The organism is Shimwellia pseudoproteus, assembly GCF_016415625.1.
GTDB classification, from domain to species: Bacteria; Pseudomonadota; Gammaproteobacteria; order Enterobacterales; family Enterobacteriaceae; genus Shimwellia; species Shimwellia pseudoproteus.
This window is the reverse complement of the sequence record NZ_WBXP01000007.1, coordinates 69970-92601: the sequence shown is the minus strand read 5'-3', so window position 1 is coordinate 92601 and position 22632 is coordinate 69970. Positions and strand designations below refer to the sequence as shown.

General features: G+C 58.9%; 20 protein-coding genes and 1 pseudogene. 13 read left to right on the top strand and 8 right to left on the bottom strand.

Features of this window, described 5'->3' with window-relative positions:
• Nucleotides 1–14 precede the first annotated feature (14 nt).
• The 6 genes from flhA to hypA all read right to left on the bottom strand — a co-directional run bounded on the left by flhA (nt 15) and on the right by hypA (nt 5960).
• On the bottom strand, nt 15–2105 hold the full coding sequence (gene flhA / locus F9C28_RS05100) for a formate hydrogenlyase transcriptional activator FlhA (RefSeq protein ID WP_199014155.1): 2091 nt from the start codon (nt 2103–2105) through the stop codon (nt 15–17).
• A 230-nt stretch (nt 2106–2335) separates the two neighbouring features.
• On the bottom strand, nt 2336–3346 hold the full coding sequence (gene hypE / locus F9C28_RS05095; RefSeq protein WP_199014154.1) for a hydrogenase expression/formation protein HypE: 1011 nt from the start codon (nt 3344–3346) through the stop codon (nt 2336–2338).
• Nucleotides 3343–4464 (bottom strand): hydrogenase formation protein HypD, encoded by a 1122-nt coding sequence (gene hypD / locus F9C28_RS05090; protein ID WP_199014153.1) that lies wholly within the window; start codon nt 4462–4464, stop codon nt 3343–3345. Before hypD ends, hypE begins: the two co-directional genes overlap by 4 nt.
• Entirely contained in the window at nt 4464–4742 is a 279-nt protein-coding gene (locus tag F9C28_RS05085) for a HypC/HybG/HupF family hydrogenase formation chaperone (protein ID WP_199014152.1), read from the bottom strand. The genes hypD and F9C28_RS05085 overlap by 1 nt, the downstream gene beginning before the upstream one ends.
• Nucleotides 4733–5605, bottom strand: a complete 873-nt coding sequence (gene hypB / locus F9C28_RS05080; protein ID WP_199014151.1) for a hydrogenase nickel incorporation protein HypB — start codon at nt 5603–5605, stop codon at nt 4733–4735. The genes F9C28_RS05085 and hypB overlap by 10 nt, the downstream gene beginning before the upstream one ends.
• Entirely contained in the window at nt 5598–5960 is a 363-nt protein-coding gene (hypA, locus tag F9C28_RS05075) for a hydrogenase maturation nickel metallochaperone HypA (protein WP_199014150.1), read from the bottom strand. Before hypA ends, hypB begins: the two co-directional genes overlap by 8 nt.
• Before the next feature lie 313 nt (nt 5961–6273).
• Between hypA and hycA the strand changes: the two genes are divergently transcribed.
• From hycA to F9C28_RS05015, 12 genes and pseudogenes are all read left to right on the top strand, one after another.
• Nucleotides 6274–6741 carry a formate hydrogenlyase regulator HycA gene (gene hycA, locus F9C28_RS05070; RefSeq protein ID WP_199014149.1) on the top strand — a complete coding sequence of 156 codons (468 nt, stop codon included), beginning with the start codon at nt 6274–6276 and terminating at the stop codon, nt 6739–6741.
• An 86-nt stretch (nt 6742–6827) separates the two neighbouring features.
• Nucleotides 6828–7436, top strand: a complete 609-nt coding sequence (locus tag F9C28_RS05065; RefSeq protein ID WP_199014148.1) for a 4Fe-4S dicluster domain-containing protein — start codon at nt 6828–6830, stop codon at nt 7434–7436.
• Complete coding sequence (hycC, locus tag F9C28_RS05060; protein WP_199014147.1) at nt 7433–9262, top strand: formate hydrogenlyase subunit 3; 1830 nt, start codon at nt 7433–7435, stop codon at nt 9260–9262. The genes F9C28_RS05065 and hycC overlap by 4 nt, the downstream gene beginning before the upstream one ends.
• A 4-nt stretch (nt 9263–9266) precedes the next feature.
• Nucleotides 9267–10193 (top strand): respiratory chain complex I subunit 1 family protein, encoded by a 927-nt coding sequence (locus F9C28_RS05055; RefSeq protein ID WP_199014146.1) that lies wholly within the window; start codon nt 9267–9269, stop codon nt 10191–10193.
• 13 nt (nt 10194–10206) lie between these two features.
• Entirely contained in the window at nt 10207–11916 is a 1710-nt protein-coding gene (locus F9C28_RS05050) for a hydrogenase large subunit (RefSeq protein ID WP_199014145.1), read from the top strand.
• Nucleotides 11917–11959: 43 nt separating this feature from the next.
• On the top strand, nt 11960–12502 hold the full coding sequence (locus F9C28_RS05045) for a formate hydrogenlyase complex iron-sulfur subunit (protein ID WP_199014144.1): 543 nt from the start codon (nt 11960–11962) through the stop codon (nt 12500–12502).
• Nucleotides 12502–13266: an NADH-quinone oxidoreductase subunit B family protein gene (locus F9C28_RS05040; RefSeq protein ID WP_199014143.1), complete on the top strand. Its 765-nt coding sequence runs from the start codon at nt 12502–12504 to the stop codon at nt 13264–13266. The genes F9C28_RS05045 and F9C28_RS05040 overlap by 1 nt, the downstream gene beginning before the upstream one ends.
• Entirely contained in the window at nt 13266–13676 is a 411-nt protein-coding gene (locus F9C28_RS05035; RefSeq protein WP_199014142.1) for a formate hydrogenlyase maturation HycH family protein, read from the top strand. The genes F9C28_RS05040 and F9C28_RS05035 overlap by 1 nt, the downstream gene beginning before the upstream one ends.
• The gene (gene hycI / locus F9C28_RS05030) at nt 13669–14142 is read left to right on the top strand and encodes a hydrogenase maturation peptidase HycI (RefSeq protein ID WP_199014141.1); all 474 of its coding nucleotides are present in this window, start codon (nt 13669–13671) and stop codon (nt 14140–14142) included. Before F9C28_RS05035 ends, hycI begins: the two co-directional genes overlap by 8 nt.
• A 193-nt stretch (nt 14143–14335) precedes the next feature.
• A complete protein-coding gene (gene hydN / locus F9C28_RS05025; RefSeq protein ID WP_199014185.1) occupies nt 14336–14881 on the top strand; it encodes an electron transport protein HydN in 546 nt (181 codons plus the stop codon).
• A 149-nt stretch (nt 14882–15030) separates the two neighbouring features.
• Nucleotides 15031–16777, top strand: a pseudogene (locus F9C28_RS05020) (Kae1-like domain-containing protein).
• 18 nt (nt 16778–16795) lie between these two features.
• On the top strand, nt 16796–17818 hold the full coding sequence (locus F9C28_RS05015; RefSeq protein WP_199014140.1) for a HoxN/HupN/NixA family nickel/cobalt transporter: 1023 nt from the start codon (nt 16796–16798) through the stop codon (nt 17816–17818).
• Nucleotides 17819–17924: 106 nt separating this feature from the next.
• Here F9C28_RS05015 and avtA read toward each other — a convergent pair whose 3' ends face one another.
• Complete coding sequence (gene avtA / locus F9C28_RS05010; protein ID WP_199014139.1) at nt 17925–19184, bottom strand: valine--pyruvate transaminase; 1260 nt, start codon at nt 19182–19184, stop codon at nt 17925–17927.
• A 150-nt stretch (nt 19185–19334) separates the two neighbouring features.
• Nucleotides 19335–21389 (bottom strand): alpha-amylase, encoded by a 2055-nt coding sequence (locus F9C28_RS05005; protein WP_199014138.1) that lies wholly within the window; start codon nt 21387–21389, stop codon nt 19335–19337.
• A 314-nt stretch (nt 21390–21703) separates the two neighbouring features.
• On the opposite strand from F9C28_RS05005, the gene F9C28_RS05000 reads away from it, so the two are divergent.
• Nucleotides 21704–22594, top strand: coding sequence for a protein bax (locus tag F9C28_RS05000; protein ID WP_199014137.1), 891 nt, complete (start codon nt 21704–21706; stop codon nt 22592–22594).
• The last annotated feature ends 38 nt before the right edge of the window (nt 22595–22632 follow it).

The following is a 22632-nucleotide window of genomic DNA, read 5'->3' as shown; positions in this document are numbered from 1 at the left end:
TAGCCAACCGCCGATCACAGGGCGTCTTTATCGATCCCCAGGCGCTTCATCCGCGACAGTAAAGTGGTGCGCTTCATGCCCAGCCGCTGGGCCGCCCCGCGGGGGCCTGCCACCACGCCGTTGGTCTCTTTGAGCACCCGGATAATATGCTGCACTTCATCCTCGCCTTCCTGGGCGGGATCACAGTCCGGGGTGGGGATAGTGGGCTGAGTGGTGATGTCCGCAAAGCGATCCAGCTCCGGCAGGGAGAGTTGCAGCACATTCCCCCGGGTGAGCAGTACCGCGCGCTCAACCACGTTTTCCAGCTCACGCACGTTCCCCGGCCACGGCATTTTACTCAGCGCGCGCAGGGTTTCCGCCGGGATACTGTCGATATTGCGCCCCAGACGGCGGGCAATTTTAAAGGTGAAAGCCTTCACCAGCAGCGGAATGTCTTCTGGCCGTTCGCGCAGTGGCGGCAGCTGGATGGGGAACACGTTCAGCCGGTAGTAGAGGTCACTGCGAAACTCCCGGTCGAGCACCATCTGCCGCAGATCGCGGTTAGTGGCGGCAATCAGGCGCACATCCACCTGCTGGATTTTGTTACTGCCGAGGCGTTCAAACTCTTTTTCCTGCAACACCCGCAGCAGCTTAGGCTGGAGTTCGAGGGGCATATCCCCCACTTCATCAAGGAACAGCGAGCTTTTGTCCGCCAGTTCAAAGCGGCCAATACGCTGGGTGTTGGCCCCGGTAAAGGCCCCGCGCTCGTGGCCAAACAGGTCGCTTTCCAGCAGTCCTGCGGGCATGGCCGCACAGTTAATTTTGACCATCCGCCGGTTGTTACGGCCACTCTGATTGTGGATAGCCCGGGCAATCAGCTCTTTCCCGGTGCCGGTTTCGCCGAGGATCAGCACGGTGCTGTTACTGTGGGCCACCATTTCCACTTGCTTCATCACACTGGACATCACATCGCTGCGGCCAATGATTTCGCCGAAGTCACCGGCGACATTGTTGATTTGCTCGGTCAGGGCGAGGTTTTCATCCACCAGATTCTCTTTCAGGTGGTTGATCTCCCGCCAGGCGAGGGCGTTATCCACGGCGATGGAGATACGCTCGGCAATCTGGCGCAGAAGTTTGAGGTTGGCCGGGGTGAACACGTCCGCCTCACACTGGGCCAGCTTAAGCACCCCGAGCATTTTATTACCAAAGGTCAGCGGCAGCAGGCACAGGGTCTGGAGCTGGTTACCCCACATTTCAAACAGCATCCGCTCATAGGGGGCCAGTTGATCCCGGTGGTGCAGGTTAAGCAGCAGCATTTCGCGGCTTTTAAACACCCGCTCCGTGAGGGTGCCGCTTTCGATAACTTCACTCTGGTCGTGGATTGGCGACTGTTCATCCACGAAGTGGGTAGAAAAGACATGCAGGTGCCCGCGGCGGTTGCTGCGCAGCACAATACTCACCGAGTCGATAGAGAAATAGCGGTGGATCTCGTGGGCTATCTCGCTCACCAGATCGTCAAGATCCAGCTTCGATAACACCGCATTGGTTACCGCCACCAGGATGCGGAAATCGTCGCGCTCCCGGCACAGCATCTGGTATTCGTGGTTGTTGTTGATTCGGCTCTGGATCTGCTCGGCGACCAGGGCGACAATTTGCGCCAGGGTATACAACCGGGAGAGTTCTTTATCGCTCCAGGGCTGATCGGTGTCGCGGATAAACTCACAGCCGCCAATGATTTTGCCGTCGGTGGCCAGGGGCAACAGGCAGTAACGGCTGAATGTGCTGTACATCTCAAGGGCGTGGAGCTGTGGCCAGGTCTCACTAAACTCTTCCTGGGTGCACATCAGGGCTTCCGGGCGCGACAGTACCCGGCGTACTGGCCCATTGGCCAGTAGCATTTCATCCTCGTAATGCAGGGGGTGCCCTTGTTTATCCATGCCGTAGAAACCCACCTGCTGCTGGAGCGGGTGATACAACAGAATATTGGCCTTATCGGCCAGGGCACTCTGGCGGACCATACCGGTCAGGCATTCGGCTAGCGCGCTGAGGTCCGGCTGTTGTAACAAGGTACGGGTGATATCGAACAGACCCTGCTGTCCGAGGTCACTCATTGGCGTATATGACATAAGCTCATCCGAAAAAAGAATTTCCCCGCTACAGGGCAGGTGCATCTGTAGCGTCACTTTATCTTAGTTGTTTTTTAAAAGAGGAAAGGGGCCATGCCCACCCTGCTTAGGCTGCGCAGCAGCGGCCGTTATCCGGCCGCCGGCATACTGTATCAGGGTATTTTTATAATGTTAGTGACTGTTTCGCTACTCAGTGTAGTTGGACTGCGCGGTGCAGATGCTGGCGCAGGTCAACAAATACGCGGTAAAGGTTCCGCGTGGGGCAGGTCGAGGGTGCGTTTCACCCCGTACAAGCCGGTCACCCGTACCCCTTTCTGAGCGGTTACCTCACCAATGATTGCCGCGTCCCGGCCAAGGGGATGCTGTTGCAGGGCGGTCATCACCGCGGGGGCGGCCTCCCGGCTGGCGACAATCACCAGTTTGCCTTCGTTGGCGAAGTTGAGCGGGTCGAGGCCCAGCAGTTCACAAACCCCGCGCACCACCGGTTTCACCGGTAATTGCGCTTCGGTTATCTCCATGCCGCAGTGGCTGGCTTCGGCAAATTCATGCAGCACCGCATTTACCCCGCCCCGGGTGGCATCGCGCAGGGCTTTGACTCCGGCAATCGGATGCAGGGTCGCGATAAGCGGTGCCAGCACGGCACAATCGCTGCGCAGGTCCCCTTCCAGCCCCAGTTGTTCACGCAGGTTGAGGATGGTTGCCCCGTGGTCACCGAGGGTGCCGCTGGCGATAATCACATCCCCGGCACTAATCTGGCTGGCCCCCCAGTTGAGGCCGCGCACAATGGCCCCGATACCGGCGGTATTGATAAAGACTTTATCGGCCGCCCCCCGGGGAACCACTTTGGTATCACCGGTGACAATCGTTATCCCCGCTGCGCGGGCAGTGTGCGCCATGCTGTGCACAATCTGCTCAAGCAGGGTGACGTCCAGCCCCTCTTCGAGGATAAACCCGCAGGACATCCAGCGCGGTACCCCACCGCCAACCGCCACATCATTGGCGGTGCCGCAAATCGCCAGGTGGCCGATATTGCCCCCCGGGAAGAACAGCGGATCGATAACGTAGCTGTCGGTGGAGAAGGCCATTTTATCCCCGGTGGCGGTCAGATCTGCCAGGGAGAGGCGGGCGGCGTCTTCTTGCTCGGCCAGCCACGGGTTGGCAAACGCCTCCATAAACAGGCTGGCAATCAGCTGTTGCATGGCCTGGCCGCCGCTACCGTGGGCGAGGGTGATTGTTTTCATGCTTCGCACTCCTGGCCGCGGTACTGATACCAGGCGGCACATGCACCTTCAGAAGAGACCATCAGGGCCCCAAAGGCGTTCTGGGGGCTACAGGTTTTGCCAAACAGCGGGCACTGGTGTGGTTTGCAGCGCCCGGTCAGGACATCGCCACAGCGGGCGCGCGGATCGTCGCTCACCTGCTGCTGGCGGGGATTAAAATACCGCTCGGCATCGAACGGCTGGTAAGCCGGGGTCAGTTTTACCCCGGACTGGTTAATGATCCCCAGGCCACGCCATTCGGAATCCCCCTGCAGCATAAACACCTCGGCAATGGCCTGCTGGGCCAGCGGGTTACCGGCATCGGGGACCACCCGGCGATACTGGTTTTCAATTTTAGGCCGGGCGGCAATTTTCTGCTCTACCAGCATCAGCACGCCCTGTAATAAATCCACCGGCTCGAAACCGGCCACCACCAGCGGGCGCTGGTGTTCGCTGGCGATAAACCCGTAAGCCTCAGTACCGATAACCATGCTGACATGGCCCGGGGCGAGGAAGGCATCAATCCCGTTATCCGGCTGCTCCAGCAGGCTGCGCAGGGTGGGGATCAGGGTAATGTGCTGGCAGAAGAAGTAGAAGTTGTCCACCCCGGTGGCCCTGGCCTGTTGCAGGGTAATGGCGGTGGCGGGCATGGTGGTTTCAAAGCCGAGGCCGAAGAACACCACCTGGCGATCCGGGTTATTGCGCGCCAGTTGCAGGGCGTCCATCGGGGAATAGACCACCCGGACGTCGGCGCCTTTAGCCCGGGCGTCCATCAGGGAGCCGGATTTCCCCGGCACCCGGATAGCATCCCCAAAGGTGCAGAAAATCACCTCCGGGTGGCTGGCAATTTCCAGACAGGCGTCAATGCGCCCCATCGGTAAGACGCATACCGGGCAACCAGGGCCGTGGATAAACTCAATGTTTTCCGGCAGCAACTGGTCCAGCCCGAATTTAAAAATCGCGTGGGTATGGCCGCCGCACACTTCCATAATGCGCAGCGGGCGTTTGGCGTCATAGTCCAGCAGGGCGGCCCGGGCGCTGAGCTGTTCAATCAGCGCCATCACTTTGGCCGGGTCCCGGTATTCGTCAACAAAGCGCATCAGGCACGCTCCTCACCATACAGCAGCGCGCCGACATCCGGCTCCACGGCGAACATATTTTGCAGGGCGTCCAGGGTATCCAGGGCTTCCTGCTCATCAATGATACTCATGGCGAAGCCGACATGGACCAGCACCCACTGGCCGATGCGCGGGCGGCCCGCGTCATCGTGGGTGCCCACCAGGGTGAGGTTGACCTCGCGCTGGACACCGCAGACATCCACTTTGGCGTGGCTGTCGTCGACTAATTCACTGATTTGTCCGGGAATGCCTATGCACATTGTTGTGCCTCCAGCCAGGCCAGCCATTTATCCATACCGTCGCCTTTGGTGGCGGAAACCAGCAGGATCTCAATATCCGGGTTCACTTCCCGGGCGTAGGCGATGCACTGGTCAACATCAAAATCGAGGTACGGCAGCAGATCCACTTTATTGAGTAACATCAGGGAGGCCGCGGCAAACATATGCGGGTACTTGAGCGGCTTGTCTTCCCCTTCGGTTACCGACAGCACCGCCACTTTATGGCGCTCGCCGAGATCGAAACTGGCCGGGCACACCAGGTTGCCGACATTTTCAATAAACAGAATACCGCTATCTGCCAGGGGCAGGCGCTGCATCGCATCGTGGATCATCTGGGCATCCAGGTGGCAGCCCTTACCGGTGTTAACCTGGATGGCCGGGGTGCCGGTTTCGCGGATGCGGGCCGCGTCATTCACGGTTTGCTGATCCCCTTCAATCACCGCGCATGCCTGATGGCCACGCAGGCGTTTCAGGGTTTCGGTCAGCAGGGTGGTTTTACCGGAGCCCGGGCTGGACACCAGGTTGAGCACCAGCTGCTGGCGGGCGGCAAACTGGTCGCGATTGTGGGCCGCCAGCCGGTTGTTTTTATCCAGCACGTCGATTTCGATTTCCAGCATCCGGCGCTGGGTGATGCCCGGCGCGTGGGTGCCCGCTTCGCCGTGACCATAATGCAGGTCTCCCTCCGGGGAGGCTTGCGGCGCAAAGGTCGGGGGTTTCAGGCCGGTAATTTTCATTGCCGGGCGGGCGGATGGCGCAAAAGGCGCGCTGCGAAACGCAGAATGCGGGTTGTGTTCATCCCCTTCGATATAGCGGTTACCTTCACCGCAACCACAGGTACTACACATCTTGATTCTCCTGTTCGATTTCCAGGCGTTTAATCTGGAGGCCGTCATCAGCCACAATACGCAAGTTGGTGCCGTTACACTGGGGGCACATGCGCACCCGCTGGGTGAGCAGGGTGATGTGCTGTTGGCAGTCATAACACCAGCATTCGGCGTCTTGTTGATGGACGTCAAGCGTACATCCTTCGGCCAGGGTGCCGCGGCAGACCAGATCAAAACAAAATTGCAGGGCGCTGGTTTCCACACAGGAAAACGCGCCCACCTCCAGCCAGACCCCGGTAACTTTCGTGGCACCGTGCTGGCGGGCTTGCTGTTCAATAAGTTCAATTGCGCGCTGGCAAAGGGTGATTTCGTGCATAACGCCTCCGAAGCTATTGGCGGGCATGATGCAAGCCCTGTGCCAGATCTATGGCTGCCCGGCGGGTAACCCCGGGGCCGGCAGGGGCAGGGCGCTGATGCATAACGGAAAAATGCCCCGGTCCACCGGGCTGGTCTGCGGGGGGCGGCGGCCAGTATCCGGCTGTCACCGCATGACGAAGATGTCGAAATGACATGTCATTTTTAGGGGTATTTGGCGGGAGTATAATTAAAATCATTAAATAACAATAAGTTATAAAATTGGCATGAAATATGCCTGTGGGGGGTATCACCCCTAACTGAAATGACACACTATGACTATCTGGGAACTGAGCGAGAAGGCTGAATATATCGCCGATCGCCATCAGCAATTACACCACCAGTGGCAACACTACTGCAATACGCTGACACAGGCGATTACCCTGTCGAAAGCCAAGTTACATCATGCGGTTGGCTGCAACCCGGATGATGATTTGCGCTTCTTCTTGTTCGACCACTTTATTATCCATATCGCGCTGGCGGAAGGCTTTAACAGCCAGACAATTGAGTACTTTGTTGAAACCCGTGCCGGTGAGCAGAAGGTGTTGATTGCCCGTGCCCATATGGCGCAAAACGGCACTATCGACAACAGCATCGACAACCGCGATCGCAACAGCGTACTTGAGCATTACCTGGAAAAAATCAGCCCGGTTTACGACAGCTTATATCGCGCCATCCACGATGACGTGCCGCTGCGCATGGCCGATCTGAGCCTCTCTGAGGTGCGTAAGGCCGTCGCCTGATCCTGATTCGTGTGTCGAACACTGTCGAAAAATGACAGCGCCCGGCATGTTTTCGTCAAAAATGACTATTCCTGAGGTAATACCCGGTGAACCGTTTTGTAATCGCCGACCCGAAGCTCTGCATGGGATGCCACACCTGTGAGGCCGCCTGTTCAGAGACCCACCGGCAGCATGGTCTACAGTCCATGCCACGCTTACGCGTGATGCTTAATGCCCATGAGTCCGCTCCGCAGGTCTGCCATCATTGTGAAGACGCCCCCTGTGCCACCGTCTGCCCGGTTAATGCCATTAACCACGTGGATGGGGCGGTACAGCTTAATGAAAGCCTGTGCGTCAGCTGCAAGCTGTGCGGCATTGCCTGCCCGTTTGGGGCGATTGAATTTTCCGGCAGCCGTCCGCTGAATATTCCGGCCAACGTCAACAGCCCGAAAGCCCCGCCTGCGCCACCGGCGCCTGCCCGGGTCAGCACGCTGCTGGACTGGGTGCCGGGGATCCGCGCCATCGCCGTAAAATGCGACCTGTGCAATTTTGACGAGCAGGGCCCTGCCTGTGTGCGCACCTGCCCGACCAAGGCACTGCGCCTCGTGGATAACCGGGATATCGCGCTGTCCAGTAAACGTAAGCGCGAACTGGCAATGACGGTCTCTTTTGATGACTTGTCCCTGTTCACTGGCCAACGTGAGGCGAGCAAATGAATGCACTGAGTCTACTTCACTGGGCGCTGTTCGGGTTTATCCTGAGCGCGGTGCTCGCCGGGGTATGTTATAAGGCGAAAGCGGTAAGCGGCCTGCTGGCCGGGCTGGGTGGCGCTATCAGTAGCGCTCTGGCGCTCGGCGCCGGGGTACAGGCACTGCTCAGCGGCGCCACCGGTATTGATATCGGCCTGCGCTTTTTTCATCAGACCCTCCAACTGACACCGATGAACGGCCTGTGGCTGATTGCCATTTGCCTGCCGGCGCTGTTTGTCAGCCTGTTTAATATTAGCTGGCACCAACACGCCGGGGTGAAAGCCAACGGATTCCTGATCAACCTGCTGATGGCGGCGGCCCTGATGGCCCTGACCGCGGACAACCTCGGCACCCTGGTGCTGATGGCCGAAATCATGGCCCTGTGTGCGGCGTTCCTGACCGGTTGTGCTCAGTCCGGCAAGCTGTGGTTTGCCCTTGGCCGCCTGGGGACCGTGCTGCTGGCTATTGCCTGCTGGATCCTCGAACAGCGTTACGGCACCCTCAATTATGCGGCGCTCCATGACGCCACTGCGCTGCTGCCGCTTAGCTCCGGGATCTGGTTGCTGGGGCTGATTGGCTTTGGCCTGCTGGCCGGGATTATCCCGCTGCACGGCTGGGTGCCTCAGGCCCACGCTAATGCCTCTGCCCCGGCGGCGGCGCTGTTCTCCGCCGTGGTACTGAAAGTGGGTCTGTATGGCATCCTGACTATCTCGCTTATCGATGCCGCGCTGCCGCTGTGGTGGGGCATTGTGGTGATGGTGCTGGGGATGATCACTGCTTTTATTGGCGGCCTGTATGCCCTGATGGAGCACAACATCAACCGCCTGCTGGCTTACCACTCCCTGGAAAACATCGGCATTATCCTGCTCGGTCTCGGGGCGGGCTTAACCGGCCTGTCGCTTAACGAGCCGGTGCTGATTGCCCTCGGCCTGACCGGTGGCCTGTTCCACCTGGTTAACCACAGCCTGTTTAAATCCACCCTGTTCCTCGGTGCCGGGGCGGTCTGGTTCCGTACCGGCCACCGCGATATCGAAAAACTGGGCGGTATCGGCAAACGGATGCCGCTGATTTCCCTGGCGATGCTGGTTGGCCTGATGGCCATGGCCGCCCTGCCGCCGCTAAACGGCTTTGCCGGTGAATGGGTGATTTACCAGTCCTTCTTCCGTTTAGGTTCACTGCCGCTGTTTATTGGCCGCCTGTTGGGGCCAATGCTGGCTGTCGGCCTGGCGATAACCGGTGCGCTGGCGGTGATGTGTATGGCCAAGGTATATGGGGTGACCTTCCTCGGTGCGCCGCGTACGCAGGAAGCGCAGGACGCTAAACCGGCACCGCTGCTGATGAACCTCAGCGTGGCGGCACTGGCGCTGTGCTGTATCGCCTCCGGGGTGGCCGCACCGTGGATCCTGCCGCTGCTGCGCAATGTGGTGCCGCTGCCGCTGGTGTCTGCTCATAGCGTGGTATCCCAGCCGCTGATGACCTTGCTGCTGGTGGCCTGCCCGCTGCTGCCGTTCCTGCTGATGGTGTTCTTTAAAGGTGACCGTCTGGCGCCCCGCTCCCGTGGCGCGGCCTGGGTATGTGGTTACGACCATGAACAAGCGATGGTTATCACCGCTACCGGGTTTGCTCAGCCGGTCAAAGCGGCCTTCGCGCCGATGCTGGCCCTGCGCCACCACCTGAATCCGGTGAAATGGATCCCGGGCTGGCAGTGCGAATGTCTGGCGGGGTCGATGCGCCGCCTGGCCTTTATTGAACTGGCAATTTTGCTGGTGATTGTGGTTTCCCGGGGAGCATAAAACGATGACTGTGATTCTTGGCTTGATTCAGGCGCTGGTGCTGTTTGCCATTGCGCCGCTGTTATCCGGTATTACCCGGGTGCTCCGCGCCCGGATGCACAACCGGCAGGGGCCGGGGGTGCTGCAGGAGTACCGCGATCTGTTCAAACTGCTGGGCCGCCAGAGTGTGGCCCCGGCGGCATCTGGCTGGGTGTTCCGCCTGATGCCGTTTGTGATGGTCGGCGTGATGCTGACCATCGCCACGGCGCTGCCGCTGATCACCGTGGCGGCACCGGTGGCGGGGCTGGGGGATCTGATAACCCTGATCTACCTGTTCGCCATTGCCCGTTTCTTCTTCGCCATTGCGGGCCTTGATACCGGTAGCCCGTTTACCGGTATCGGCGCCAGCCGCGAAGCGATGCTCGGGGTGCTGGTTGAGCCTATCCTGCTGCTGGGCCTGTGGGTTGCGGCTCAGGTGGCAGAGTCCACCCATATCAACAACATCACCCTGACCTTGTACCACTGGCCAGTGGCCCACACCCTGACCCTGTTACTGGCCATGGCGGCCTGCGCATTCGCCACCTTTATTGAAATGGGCAAACTGCCCTTTGACCTGGCGGAAGCAGAGCAAGAGTTGCAGGAAGGGCCGTTGACCGAGTACAGCGGCGCCGGTTTCGCCATCCTGAAATGGGGCATCAGCCTGAAACAGCTGGTGGTGTTGCAAATGTTTGTCGGGGTGTTCTTGCCCTGGGGGCAGATGGTGCATTTTTCGCCAGGCGGCCTGGTGCTGGCTATCGTGGTGGCCATTGCCAAGCTGGTGCTCGGGGTGGCGATTATTGCCCTGTTTGAAAATAGCATGGCCCGCCTGCGGTTCCTGAAAACGTCCCGGGTGACCTGGGCCGGTTTTGGCTTCGCGTTTTTAGCTTTCGTCTCCTTGCTGGTGGCGTATTAAGAGAGTGTTTTCCATGTCTGAAGAAAAAATCGGTCAACAGTATCTGAGTGCATTACACCAGGCGTTTCCTGGGGTGGTGCTTGAAGAGTCCTGGCAGACCCGGGACCAGATCACCATCACGGTGAAAACCAACTATCTGCCGGAAGTGGTGGAGTTTCTCTACTACCAGCAGGGGGGGTGGCTGTCGGTACTGTTCGGTAACGACGAACGCCCGCTGTGTGGCCATTATGCGGTCTACTACGTGCTCTCCATGGAGAAAGGCACCAAGTGCTGGATCACCGTGCGTGTCGAAGTGGACGCCAACACCCTGGAATATCCGTCCGTTACCCCACGGGTACCGGCGGCGGTTTGGGGCGAACGTGAAGTGCGCGATATGTATGGCCTGCGCGCGGTGGGCCTGCCGGATGAACGCCGCCTGGTGCTGCCCGATGACTGGCCGGACGATCTCTACCCGCTGCGTAAAGACAGCATGGACTACCGCCAGCGCCCGGCCCCGACCACTGATGCTGAAACCTATGAGTTCATCAACGAGCTGGGCACCAAAAAGAACAACGTGGTGCCGATTGGCCCGCTGCATGTGACCTCCGATGAACCGGGCCACTTCCGCCTGTTTGTTGACGGCGAAAACATCATTGATGCGGACTACCGGCTGTTCTATGTCCACCGCGGCATGGAAAAACTGGCGGAAACCCGCATGGGCTACAACGAAGTCACCTTCTTGTCTGACCGGGTGTGCGGTATCTGCGGTTTTGCCCACAGCACCGCGTATACCACCTCCGTGGAAAATGCCATGGGCATCCAGGTGCCGGAACGCGCCCAAATGATCCGCGCCATCCTGCTGGAAGTGGAACGCCTGCACAGCCACCTGCTGAACCTCGGGCTGGCCTGCCACTTTGTGGGCTTTGACTCCGGCTTTATGCAGTTCTTCCGGGTGCGTGAGCAGTCAATGAAGATGGCGGAGATCCTCACCGGGGCCCGTAAAACCTACGGCCTGAACCTGATTGGCGGTATCCGCCGCGACCTGCTGAAAGACGACATGATCCAGACCCGTCAGCTGGCCCAGCAGATGCGCGCGGAAGTGAAAGACCTGGTGGATATCCTGATGACCACCACCAACATCAATCAGCGCACGGTTGGCATTGGCCGCCTTGACCCGCAAATCGCCCGTGACTTCAGTAACGTCGGCCCGATGGTCCGCGCCAGCGGCCACGCCCGCGATGCCCGTTACGATCACGAATTTGTCGGTTACGGCCTGCTGCCGATGGAGATCCACAGCGAGCAGGGTTGCGATGTTATCTCGCGCCTGAAAGTGCGTATCAATGAGGTATTCACCTCCCTGAACATGATCGACTACGGCCTGGATAACCTGCCGGGCGGCCCGCTGGCGGTGGAAGGCTTCACCTATATTCCGCACCGTTTTGCCCTCGGCTTTGCCGAAGCGCCGCGCGGCGATGATATCCACTGGAGCATGACCGGGGACAACCAGAAGCTGTTCCGCTGGCGCTGCCGTGCGGCCACTTACGCCAACTGGCCGACCCTGCGCTATATGCTGCGTGGTAACACCGTGTCCGACGCGCCGCTGATTATCGGCAGTCTTGACCCTTGCTACTCCTGTACTGACCGTATGACTGTCGTGGACGTCCGCAAGAAGAAAAGCAAAGTGGTGCCGTACAAAGAGCTGGAACGCTACAGCATCGAACGCAAGAACTCGCCGCTGAAATAAGCCGTTACTCCCCGCTCCAGGGCGGGGAGGTTGAGGAAGAGCAATGTTTACTTTTATTAAAAAAGTGCTGAAAACCGGGGTAGCCACTGAAAGCTACCCGCTGACACCCATTGAGGTGGACAAAAATTTCCGCGGCAAGCCGGAACACAATCCCCAGCAGTGTGTGGGCTGCGCGGCGTGCGTGAACGCCTGCCCGTCCAACGCCCTGAGCGTGGAAACCAACCTGGCCGGGAAAACCCTCGACTGGCAGTTTAACCTCGGGCGCTGCATCTTCTGCGGCCGCTGTGAGGAAGTCTGCCCGACAGCGGCAATCACCCTCTCTCAGCAGTATGAGCTGGCGGTCTGGAAGAAAGAGGATTTCCTGCAGAAATCCAGTTTCCCGCTGTGCTACTGCCGCAGCTGCCAGCGCCCGTTTGCGGTGCAAAAAGAGATTGATTACGCCATCGCGATTTTGCAGCACAACGGTGACAAACGCGCCGAAATGCACCGGGACAGTTTTGAAACCTGCCCGGAATGCAAACGCCAGCAGGGGCTGGTCTCTTCTGACCGTATTGATTTAACCCGCCATATGAGAGAGGCCAGCTAATGAGCAATTTACTGGGCCCACGGGACGCTAACGGTATTCCGGTACCGATGACGGTGGACGAATCCATCGCCAGCATGAAGGCGTCCCTGCTGAAAAATATCAAACGCTCCGCCTACGTATACCGGGTGGACTGCGGCGGCTGCAACGGTTGTGAAATCGAGATTTTTGCCACGCTTTCGCCGCTGTTTGACGCTGAACGCTTCGGTATCAAGGTAGTACCGTCACCGCGCCATGCGGATATTTTGCTGTTTACCGGGGCGGTGACCCGCGCCATGCGCTCCCCGGCGCTGCGTGCCTGGCAGTCCGCGCCGGACCCGAAAATCTGTATCTCTTACGGGGCCTGCGGCAACAGTGGCGGTATTTTCCACGATCTATACTGCGTGTGGGGCGGTACCGACAAAATCGTCCCGGTGGATGTGTATATCCCGGGGTGCCCGCCGACACCGGCCGCCACCCTGTATGGCTTTGCCATGGCGCTGGGGCTGCTGGAGCAGAAAATCCACGCCCGGGATGCCAGTGAGCAAGACATCCAGCCGGCGCAGATCCTGCACCCGGATATGGTCCAGCCGCTGCGGGTACGCATTGATCGTGAAGCCCGCAGACTGGCGGGTTACCGCTATGGCCGCCAGATTGCCGATGCGTATATGAACCATCTGGCCCAGGGCGAGGCGGGGGTTGCCCAGTGGCTGGCGGCGGAGAACGATCCGCGGCTGAGTGAAATTGTGGCGAACCTCAGCCATCTGGTTGAGCAGGAGCGTATCTGATGAGTGAGTCGGTGGTGTTCAGCCAACTGAGCCGTAAATTTGTCGACAATAATGACAAGACCCCGGATCAGGCCCAGCAGGTCATCTATTACAGCCTGGCAATTGGTCATCACCTCGGGGTGATCGACTGCCTGAAGGCCGCGCTGGTGTGCCCTTATGAGGCGTACCGGGAATGGGTTGCCACCCTGGACGCGGGCAGCGAAGCGCGCCGTAAAATGGAAGGCGTGCCGCGCTATGGCGAGATAGTCATCGACCAAAACCACGTGGTGATGCTGGCCCGGGCCTTTGATGCCGCCCTGGCCCGCCAGACCCCGGAACAGCAGCAGTGGAGCCGAGAGCTGCTGGACATGTTGCAGGCTATCCAGCAAGAACCGGCTATCTACCTGATGGTAAGGAGAGATCGTGACTGACGTTTTACTGTGTGTTGGCAACAGCATGATGGGGGACGACGGTGCCGGTCCTCTGCTGGCCGAAATGTGCCAGGCGAACCCGCAAGGGGAATGGGTGGTGATTGACGGCGGCAGCGCCCCGGAAAATGACATTGTGGCCATTCGTGAGCTGAAACCCCAGCGCCTGCTGGTGGTGGACGCCACCGACATGGGGCTTAACCCCGGTGAAATCCGCATTATTGACCCGGATGACATCGCCGAGATGTTCATGATGACCACCCACAATATGCCGCTCAACTACCTGATTGATCAGCTGAAAGAGGACGTCGGCACGGTTATCTTCGTGGGGATCCAGCCGGATATTGTCGGCTTCTATTACCCGATGACCGCCCCTATCAAGCAGGCTGTCGAAACGGTCTACCAGCGCCTGGCGGGCTGGCAGGGCAACGGGGGATTTGCCGATCTGGAGGCGCCGGCGCTGGATTAATGCCGGTGACTGTCATTTGCCTGAAAGTTATCGTCACAAGTGACGATATGACAGTGACCGCGTGCCGGATCAACGCAAAACGCCGCGCATCGCGCTAGTTTCAAAGTTGGCATACTTTGTGTATGCCATTACCCACCGAATATAACGAATAATCCATACCCGCTCTGAAGCGGGTATGTTGCCGGAGAATATGATGAACCGCTTCGTCATTGCTGATTCGAGCAAATGTATTGGCTGCCGCACTTGCGAAGTGGCCTGTGTCGTGTCCCATCAGGCGGATCAGGATTGTGCATCCCTGACCCCGGAGAGCTTTTTACCGCGTATTCACGTTATCAAAGGCGTGAATATCTCAACGGCCATGATGTGCCGCCAGTGTGAAGACGCCCCGTGCGCCAATGTCTGCCCGAACGGCGCCATTGTGCGTGAAAAAGGCTTTGTCCACGTGATGCAGGAACGCTGCATTGGCTGCAAAACCTGTGTGGTTGCCTGCCCGTACGGGGCCATGGAAGTGGTGGTTCGCCCGGTGGTGCGCAACAGCGGCGCTGGCCTGAACGTGAAAACCCAGAAGGCGGAAGCCAACAAGTGTGATCTGTGCTTCCACCGTGAAGCGGGCCCGGCCTGTATGGAAGCCTGCCCCACCAAAGCCATTATGCTGGTGGATCGCAATAAACTGGATCAGATTGCCGCTGAGCGCCGCCGCCGCGCCGCGCTGGATACGTCTGGTTCACTGATCTTCTGATCAACACCCTTTTTGTAAGTACCACCCCGGTGGCGGCAAGTTGCTTTGCCGCACTCCCCTTCGGGTGGGTTATCCTGAAACGCGGGGCGGTTGTCGTCCCGTGTCTTTTTCAGGCCATCAGGTAACACAATCCATAATACATAGTCACGATGAGCAATCAGGGTGTGGTGCTGCATATTCGCGGCAAAGTTCAGGGTGTCGGCTTCCGGCCTTATGTCTGGCAGATTGCCAGCGAAATGGGGCTGGCCGGTGACGTGTGCAATGACGGCAGCGGGGTGGTTATCCGCCTGGTTCAGCCATCTGAGGCGTTTATCCAGACCCTGTACCACCGCTGCCCGCCCCTGGCGCGCATCGACAGTCTGACGGCCACCCCCCTGCACTGGCAGACGGCGCCGGTAGATTTTACGATTCGCCACAGCGCCGCCGGGGCAATGTCCACCCACATCGTGCCCGATGCCGCCACCTGCTCCGCCTGCCTGGCGGAAATGGGTGACCCGGCCCAGCGCCGTTACCGTTACCCGTTTATCAACTGCACCCACTGCGGCCCGCGGTTCACCATTATCCGCGCCATGCCCTACGATCGGCCCTTTACCGTGATGGCGGGCTTCCCGCTCTGTGCCGAATGCGCCGCGGAATACCGCGATCCGGCGGACCGGCGCTTTCATGCCCAGCCGGTGGCCTGCCCGGCATGCGGGCCACAGCTGAGCTGGCACGCCGGTGATCAGCGGGCTGAGCGGGAGGCCGCCTTACAGGCCGCGCTGGCGGCGCTCGGTGCCGGGGATATCATCGCCGTGAAAGGGGTGGGCGGGTTCCACCTGGTCTGTGATGCCCGCAATGAGGCCGCCGCTGCTCTGCCTCGGGGCGGATTTAAAAAACACCTTCGCCCTGGTGCGTGGCGATCAACTGGTGTTAAGCCAGCATTTGGGGGATTTATCCGGGGATGGGGTAGAAACCCAGTGGCAGCATGCGCTGAAGTTGATGTGCCAGGTGTATGACTTTACCCCCCAGCAGGTGGTGCTGGATGCCCACCCCGGCTACCGGCTGACCGCGCTGGGGCAGGCGATGAACCTGCCCGTCCAGCGGGTACTGCATCATCATGCCCATATTGCGGCGTGCCTGGCAGAACACCAGTGGCCCCTGGATGGCGGCCCGGTGATTGGCCTGGCGCTGGACGGTATCGGCATGGGGGCTCAGGGCGAACTGTGGGGTGGAGAGTGCCTGCGGGTGGATTACCGCCAGTGCGATAAGCTGGCGGGGCTGCCGGCGGTGGCACTGCCCGGTGGCGATCTGGCCGCCCGCCAGCCCTGGCGCAATTTATTGGCCCACTGCCTGGCCTTTGTGCCAGGCTGGGAAGCCCTGCCGGAAACCGCGGTTATCCGCCGGCAGATGTGGCAACCGCTGGCCAAAGCCATTATGCGCGGGGTCAACGCGCCGCTGGCCTCTTCCGCTGGCCGGTTATTTGATGCGGCGGCGGCGGCACTGGGCTGTACTGGCCTGGTGCAAAGCCATGAAGGCGAAGCGGCCTGCCGCCTGGAGGCGCTGGCCTGGCAACAGGGGGCTGTCGGGCACCCGGTTATTCTGCCGTGTAATGACGGCCAGCTGGATCTGGCGGCATTCTGGCAGAGCTGGCTGGGCTGGCGCGCCTCGCCGGGGGCCAGGGCCTGGGCCTTCCATGATGCGCTGGCGGCGGGGCTGGCGTCCCTGGTGCGCTATTATGGCCACCGGCAGGGGCTGAATACCCTGGCGTGCGGGGGCGGTGTCTGGCATAACCGCTTGCTGAGCCAGCGGTTACAGCAATATTTAACTGATTTTAACGTACTGTTTCCGCACGCTTTACCGGCGGGTGACGGGGCGATTTCTGCGGGCCAGGCGGTTATCGCCGCCGCCCGGTTATGAGTGAAAAGGATAATAACTATGTTCCTGACGTTATTACGTAACAATCCACGTGGTGCTGCCTTACTGGCGGCCCTGGTGATGGCAAATGTGGTGGCCTGGGGATGGGCGCTGGTGGTGTTCCACCACAATACACCGCTGATGGCCGCGTGCTTACTGGCCTGGTGTTATGGCCTGCGCCACGCGGTGGATGCTGACCATATTGCCGCTATTGATAACGTGACGCGCAAAATGATGCAGCAGGGCAAACGCCCTTATGGGGTGGGGGCCTGGTTCTCTCTGGGCCACTCGACCATTGTTATCCTGGCGACGGTGGCGATCGCGGCCACGGCCGCGGCGTTTAAAAGCCATATGGACTGGTTCCACGATGTGGGCGGGGTGATTGGTACCGCGGTGTCAGCCCTGTTTTTACTGGCGATGGCGCTGGTGAACCTGGTTATTCTGCGGGGTATCTGGCGTAATTTCCGCGCCTTTATTCGCGGCGAGAATGTCACCCCCGCTGATGACGCGCTGGCGGCCGGCGGCCCGATGAGCTGGCTGTTCCGCCCGACCTTTCGGATGATCGGCAAGAGCTGGCATATGTACCTGGTGGGTTTTTTGTTTGGCCTCGGGTTTGATACCGCCACCGAAATCGGGGTACTGGGGATTTCTGCGGCCAGCGCCTCCAGCGGTATGTCTATCTGGTCGATTCTGGTGTTCCCGGCGCTGTTTGCCAGCGGTATGGCGCTGATCGACAGCGTGGATAATATGCTGATGGTGGGGGCCTATGGCTGGGCGTTCAACAAGCCCCAGCGCAAACTCTATTACAACATGACCGTGACCGGTACTTCGGTGATTGTGGCGCTGTTTATCGGCGGTATGGAAGCGCTGGGGCTGCTGGTGGATAAGTTCGATCTGCACGGCGGGGTCTGGTCCCTGGTGAGCGATGTGAATGATAACCTCGGCAATGCCGGTTTTGTGGTGATTGGGGTGTTTATTGCCTGCTGGGGGATTTCAATGCTCAATTACCGCTGGAAGGGGTACGACTCTCTGGTGGTGCGCTGAGCCCCGGTTGCCGGGTGAGCGATCGGGCAGCACAAGGGCACCACGCCGGGGCGATGTTACCGGCGGGTGCCATAGAGAACGACAGGTATGCGGGCCCGGTGCCGGGTTACCCGTTGTGGCACTCGGCCCAGGCTATTTCCAGCTCTTCGGCGAGAATTTTCACCCCGGCTTCGATTTTGTCCGGGTCCGGCACGTAGTTCATCCGCATACACTGTTGAGTGTGCGGCCAGGGCTTCTCCAGCCCGGGGAAGAAATAGTGCCCCGGCACCATCAGTACCCCGCGTTTTTTCAGGCGCTGGTAGAGCACTTCGGTGCTGATGGGCAAATCCTTAAACCACAGCCACAGGAAAATCGCCCCTTCCGGTTTGTGGATCAGGCAGCGGTCTTGTGGCAAATAGCGGCGCAGGATCTCAATGGTGTGCTGCACCCGCTGGTAGTAGAACGGCTTGATTACGGTGTCGGACAGGCGCAGCAAATCCTGGCGGCGGATCATCTCTGCCCCCATGGCCGGGCCAATGCCGCCGGGTGCCAGGCTGATAATGCCATTCATATTGCTGATGGCCGAAATAGTCTGCTCACTGGCGACAATAATCCCGCAGCGGCTGCCGGGCAGGCCCAGTTTTGACAGGCTCATGCACAGGATAATGTTCGGGTTCCACAGGGGGCGCGCCTCGGAGAAAATAATCCCCGGGAACGGCAGGCCATAGGCATTATCGATAACCAGTGGGATATCGTGCTGGTGGGCCAGTTCATCCAGGCGCATCACTTCTTCATCGGTAATCACGTTACCGGTGGGGTTAGTGGGGCGCGATACGCAAATCATGCCGGTATCTTCGCCGATATGCAGGCGATCGAAGTCAACATAGTATTTAAACTGGCCGTCAGGCAGTAGCTCAATATTCGGGCGGGTGGAGACAAACAGATCGTCTTCCAGCCCGGCATCCGCATAGCCAATATATTCCGGCGCAAGGGGGAAAAGCACCTTGCGCACCGAGCCGTCACTGCGCCGTCCGGCGAACAGGTTGAACAAGTAGAAAAACGCACTCTGGCTGCCATTTGTCAGAGCAATATTCTGTGGTGAAATATCCCAGTCAAACTGGGTTTTCAGCAGATCCGCCAGGGCGGTGATAAATTCATTTTTCCCCTGGGGGCCATCGTAATTGCATAGCGCATCCAGGGCTTTACCGCTATCCAGCATGCCTGCCAGTAGGTCGCGGAAGTAGTTGTCCATTTCCGGAATAGAGGCCGGGTTACCGCCGCCAAGCATGATTGCGCCTGGGGTACGTAAACCATCATTAAGGTCTTCCATCAGGCGGGTTATGCCTGAATAACGGGTAAATTTGTCGCCAAAAAGAGAGAATGTCATAGCTGTGGATCTGTGAGTTACTGCACAAGGACGGTAACCATAACCCTGGAAACTGTGTTGTGCAAACCGGAGCGGTTCCCCGGTGGTAGCGTTTAATCCTGCGGTTGATTAATTGGCAGAATTAAACGCTGTTTCAGGGCGGTGGCGTGATTATGGGGCGCTGGCCGGTGGCGGGGAGGGTAATCCTGCCCAGAATACCACCACAGTATCCCCATGATATTTACGGGTAAATCCGTAGCCCGCCGGTTGCGGTAGCGCTGTTTGCTGCCCGGCGCCGATGGCCGGATGGCGATGCCGGAATGCGCTGATTTTTTGCCACTGGGCCAGCGCAATCGCACTTTTCCCCACAACGTCCTGCCAGTTCATGTCCGAACGGGTGCCCTGCAATGGGTCGGACCCCCCGGGCCCCAGCGGGCGGTTGGTCTCATCACCATAGAAAATCTGCACCGCCCCCGGCGCCAGCAGCAACAGGGCGGCGCGGTTATCCCCCTCCCGGAAGAGCCGGGTATCGTGGGATGACAAATAACTCAGCACGTTGAACTGCTGGAGCTTATCCGCCATTTGCTGCCATACGCTGTCCATCTGCGCCAGGCACTGGCTGGCTGCGGCGGCCTGCTCCTGATAGTCGAAATTGATCATCGCATCAAAACCGTGCTGATAGTACGCGCTCTGCATCACGCCGTGGCCCCAGGCCTCACCGGTCATCCAGAACGGGCTGTCATCCAGTTTTTTATCCGGGTTCGCCGTCTTCCAGGTTTTCAGGGCGGCGCTGGCCTGGTCTTTGAGCTGTTGCCAGGCGGCAAGCTCGACGTGTTTGGCGGTGTCGATGCGAAAGCCATCAATGCCGTACTCCCGCACCCATTCGCTCAGCCAGTGGGTGAGGTAATCCCGGGGGGTATACCCCGGTATAGCCACCGCCCGGGTATCGGGCTTATGGCGATAAAACACCGGCAGGCCGGACGGCTCGGTAGATTCGGTTTTCACATCCGGCAAAAAAGAGAGCGACAAGGTGAGATCGTCATAGCCGGGGGCGTCGTAATCCCCGATATCGGTACGGACCCATTTTTTACCCCACCACTGGGCCCAGGCGCGGGCATTGGCGAAATTAATATAATCGTTGAAGCTATGCCAGGTCTGGCCCGGGCCGGGCTGCCAGTCGCCCCAGTGTTTACCCAGGGTGCGGGTGAGATCGTCCCCTTTGAGGTACAGCGCGCCAAAGCCGTAGGTCTGCATATCTGCCAGGGTGGCGTAGCCGGTGTGGTTCATCACCACGTCGAACAGGATACGGATGCCCCGGCGGTGGGCCTCGTCCACCAGGTGGCGTAAATCGGCCCCGGTGCCCATATTGGCGTCCAGCCGGGTCCAGTCCATAGGGTAGTAACCGTGGTAGGCGTAGTGGGGGAAGTCCCCTTTGGTGCCGCCCCCCACCCAGCCGTGGATTTGTTCCAGCGGGGAGCTTATCCACAACACGTTGACCCCAAGTTGTTGCAGATAATCCAGTTTAGTGGCCAGCCCGGCTAAATCACCGCCGTGGAAGGTGCCTATCTCCTGGGCGCCGTCTTTGTGGCGACCATAGCTGTTGTCGTTGGCCGGGTTGCCGTTAGCGAAGCGGTCCGTCAATACAAAATAGACCGTGGCGTTATGCCACGTGAATGGGGCGTGATCCGGTGCGTCTGCGGCTTCCAGCAGGAGCAGGCCGTTACTGTGGGGGGCCGGTGTAAAACGGGCCTGGCCCCCGGTGACGGTGGCCACGGCGCCGCTGTAGAAATCCCGCACCTGGCTCCCTTCGGCAAATTGCCCTCCCAGGTTGACCGTCACCGGTTTGCCGTCCCAGCGCGGGCAGCGTTGTGCCAGTTTGCGGGCATGGTCATCGTTTTGCGGTTGCTGGACGGTTATCATCATGGTCGGGGTACCGGAGCGGGTGTCAATGCGCAACTGGTACTGGCCATCCCGGAAGACCCGCCACTGGGGTAGCGTTCCGTTACATTTCTTCAGTGAGAGCATCTGGTTGAGTTTTATGCTGTTTTCCGGTTGCCAGCACTGTTGGTCAAAATGTAGCGTCAGGGGCAGGGTAGTTTTCTGCAGCGTGGCGCTGCTGGTGAAGATACCCGGGGTGGTTTCGGTAAAGGCCGGAAACGGCGGTGCCTGCCAGTTGGCCAGGGCGCAGCACGGTAACAACAGCAGGGCAAGGGGCGTTTTTTTCATCCTGAAATCCTGGCGGTTTTTTTGTTCAGTGTTACAGAATTTCAGCCAATGTAGCTCATCCGTAATGGGAAAGGCGTAGGGTGGAGAACCAGGGAGGATATAAACCAGGGGGAAAGTATGAATTTTCTTTCCTAAGGTATTTATTTGCCAGTGTTTTATTTATCGGTGATCAATTTGTTACTGACAGGAATTAAGAATTGGACTATTTATTTTAATGCCCTGTAACCGTACTTTTGGTATGATCTGAAATTCGTACTTGATAATTTCTGAAAAGAATAAGGTGTTGGAGTGCATATATCCGACCAGGAGACATAATGATATCGAATCCCATTCGACGATTTGGGGCCGCGATACTCATGTTGCTGACCTTGAGTTTTTCGGCTCAGGTTCTGGCCCAGAAGCACACAAGCAAAGCAACGAGTCATAAAGCCCATAAAACAACGCACGTAACAGCGAAAAAGACCAAAGCCACAGCAAAGAATTCACATTCACGACTGAAGGCAAGCCCAAAAGGCAGCGTACTGGCAAGTAGTAAACAAGAGTATTCTCGCAATAGTGTAAGTCTTAATTCATTCCCTGACTTGCGAAAATACCCTTCCGGGACACCAAGGAAGAAGGCGTTTCTCCGGACGATTATGCCGTATATCAATCGCCAGAATGCAGCGATTACTGCGGACCGCAATTGGTTGATTTCTAAGCAATATGATGCACGCTGGTCACCGTCGGAAACGGCGCGTCTTAAAGACCTGTCGGGCAAATACAAAGTGGCATGGAACGGCAACACCAAGCGTGTTCCGTGGAATGCTCTGCTGGATCGCGTGGATATTATCCCGACCAATATGGTGGCCACGATGGCGGCTGCAGAAAGCGGCTGGGGCACGTCTAAACTGGCGCGCAGCAACAATAACCTGTTCGGCATGAAGTGCATGAAAGGGCACTGCAGCGGGGACGCTGGCAAGGTGAAAGGCTACTCTCACTTTGAATCGCTGGATGAGTCTGTTGCCGCCTATGTGACGAACCTGAACACCCACAACGCGTACAGTTCATTCCGTAAGGAGCGTTCTAAGCTGCGTCGTAGCGATCAGGAAGTGACCGCGAGCAATATGATCCATAAGCTCAAGGGCTATTCCACCCGCGGGCAGAGCTACAACAATTATCTGTTTGCTATGTACCAGAGCAACCAGAACCTGATGGCGGCGTATTAATCATTTACCGCCCGTAATGGCCCTGTCAGTAAAAACGC

Excerpts from the sequence above, each read along its gene's own strand:
- flhA (WP_199014155.1), bottom strand. The coding sequence starts at position 2,105 with ATGTCATATACGCCAATGAGTGACCTCGGACAGCAGGGTCTGTTCGAT.
- hypE (WP_199014154.1), bottom strand. The coding sequence starts at position 3,346 with ATGAAAACAATCACCCTCGCCCACGGTAGCGGCGGCCAGGCCATGCAA.
- hypD (WP_199014153.1), bottom strand. The coding sequence starts at position 4,464 with ATGCGCTTTGTTGACGAATACCGGGACCCGGCCAAAGTGATGGCGCTG.
- F9C28_RS05085 (WP_199014152.1), bottom strand. The coding sequence starts at position 4,742 with ATGTGCATAGGCATTCCCGGACAAATCAGTGAATTAGTCGACGACAGC.
- hypB (WP_199014151.1), bottom strand. The coding sequence starts at position 5,605 with ATGTGTAGTACCTGTGGTTGCGGTGAAGGTAACCGCTATATCGAAGGG.
- hypA (WP_199014150.1), bottom strand. The coding sequence starts at position 5,960 with ATGCACGAAATCACCCTTTGCCAGCGCGCAATTGAACTTATTGAACAG.
- hycA (WP_199014149.1), top strand. The coding sequence starts at position 6,274 with ATGACTATCTGGGAACTGAGCGAGAAGGCTGAATATATCGCCGATCGC.
- hycC (WP_199014147.1), top strand. The coding sequence starts at position 7,433 with ATGAATGCACTGAGTCTACTTCACTGGGCGCTGTTCGGGTTTATCCTG.
- F9C28_RS05055 (WP_199014146.1), top strand. The coding sequence starts at position 9,267 with ATGACTGTGATTCTTGGCTTGATTCAGGCGCTGGTGCTGTTTGCCATT.
- F9C28_RS05050 (WP_199014145.1), top strand. The coding sequence starts at position 10,207 with ATGTCTGAAGAAAAAATCGGTCAACAGTATCTGAGTGCATTACACCAG.
- F9C28_RS05045 (WP_199014144.1), top strand. The coding sequence starts at position 11,960 with ATGTTTACTTTTATTAAAAAAGTGCTGAAAACCGGGGTAGCCACTGAA.
- F9C28_RS05040 (WP_199014143.1), top strand. The coding sequence starts at position 12,502 with ATGAGCAATTTACTGGGCCCACGGGACGCTAACGGTATTCCGGTACCG.
- F9C28_RS05035 (WP_199014142.1), top strand. The coding sequence starts at position 13,266 with ATGAGTGAGTCGGTGGTGTTCAGCCAACTGAGCCGTAAATTTGTCGAC.
- hydN (WP_199014185.1), top strand. The coding sequence starts at position 14,336 with ATGAACCGCTTCGTCATTGCTGATTCGAGCAAATGTATTGGCTGCCGC.
- F9C28_RS05015 (WP_199014140.1), top strand. The coding sequence starts at position 16,796 with ATGTTCCTGACGTTATTACGTAACAATCCACGTGGTGCTGCCTTACTG.
- avtA (WP_199014139.1), bottom strand. The coding sequence starts at position 19,184 with ATGACATTCTCTCTTTTTGGCGACAAATTTACCCGTTATTCAGGCATA.
- F9C28_RS05005 (WP_199014138.1), bottom strand. The coding sequence starts at position 21,389 with ATGAAAAAAACGCCCCTTGCCCTGCTGTTGTTACCGTGCTGCGCCCTG.
- F9C28_RS05000 (WP_199014137.1), top strand. The coding sequence starts at position 21,704 with ATGATATCGAATCCCATTCGACGATTTGGGGCCGCGATACTCATGTTG.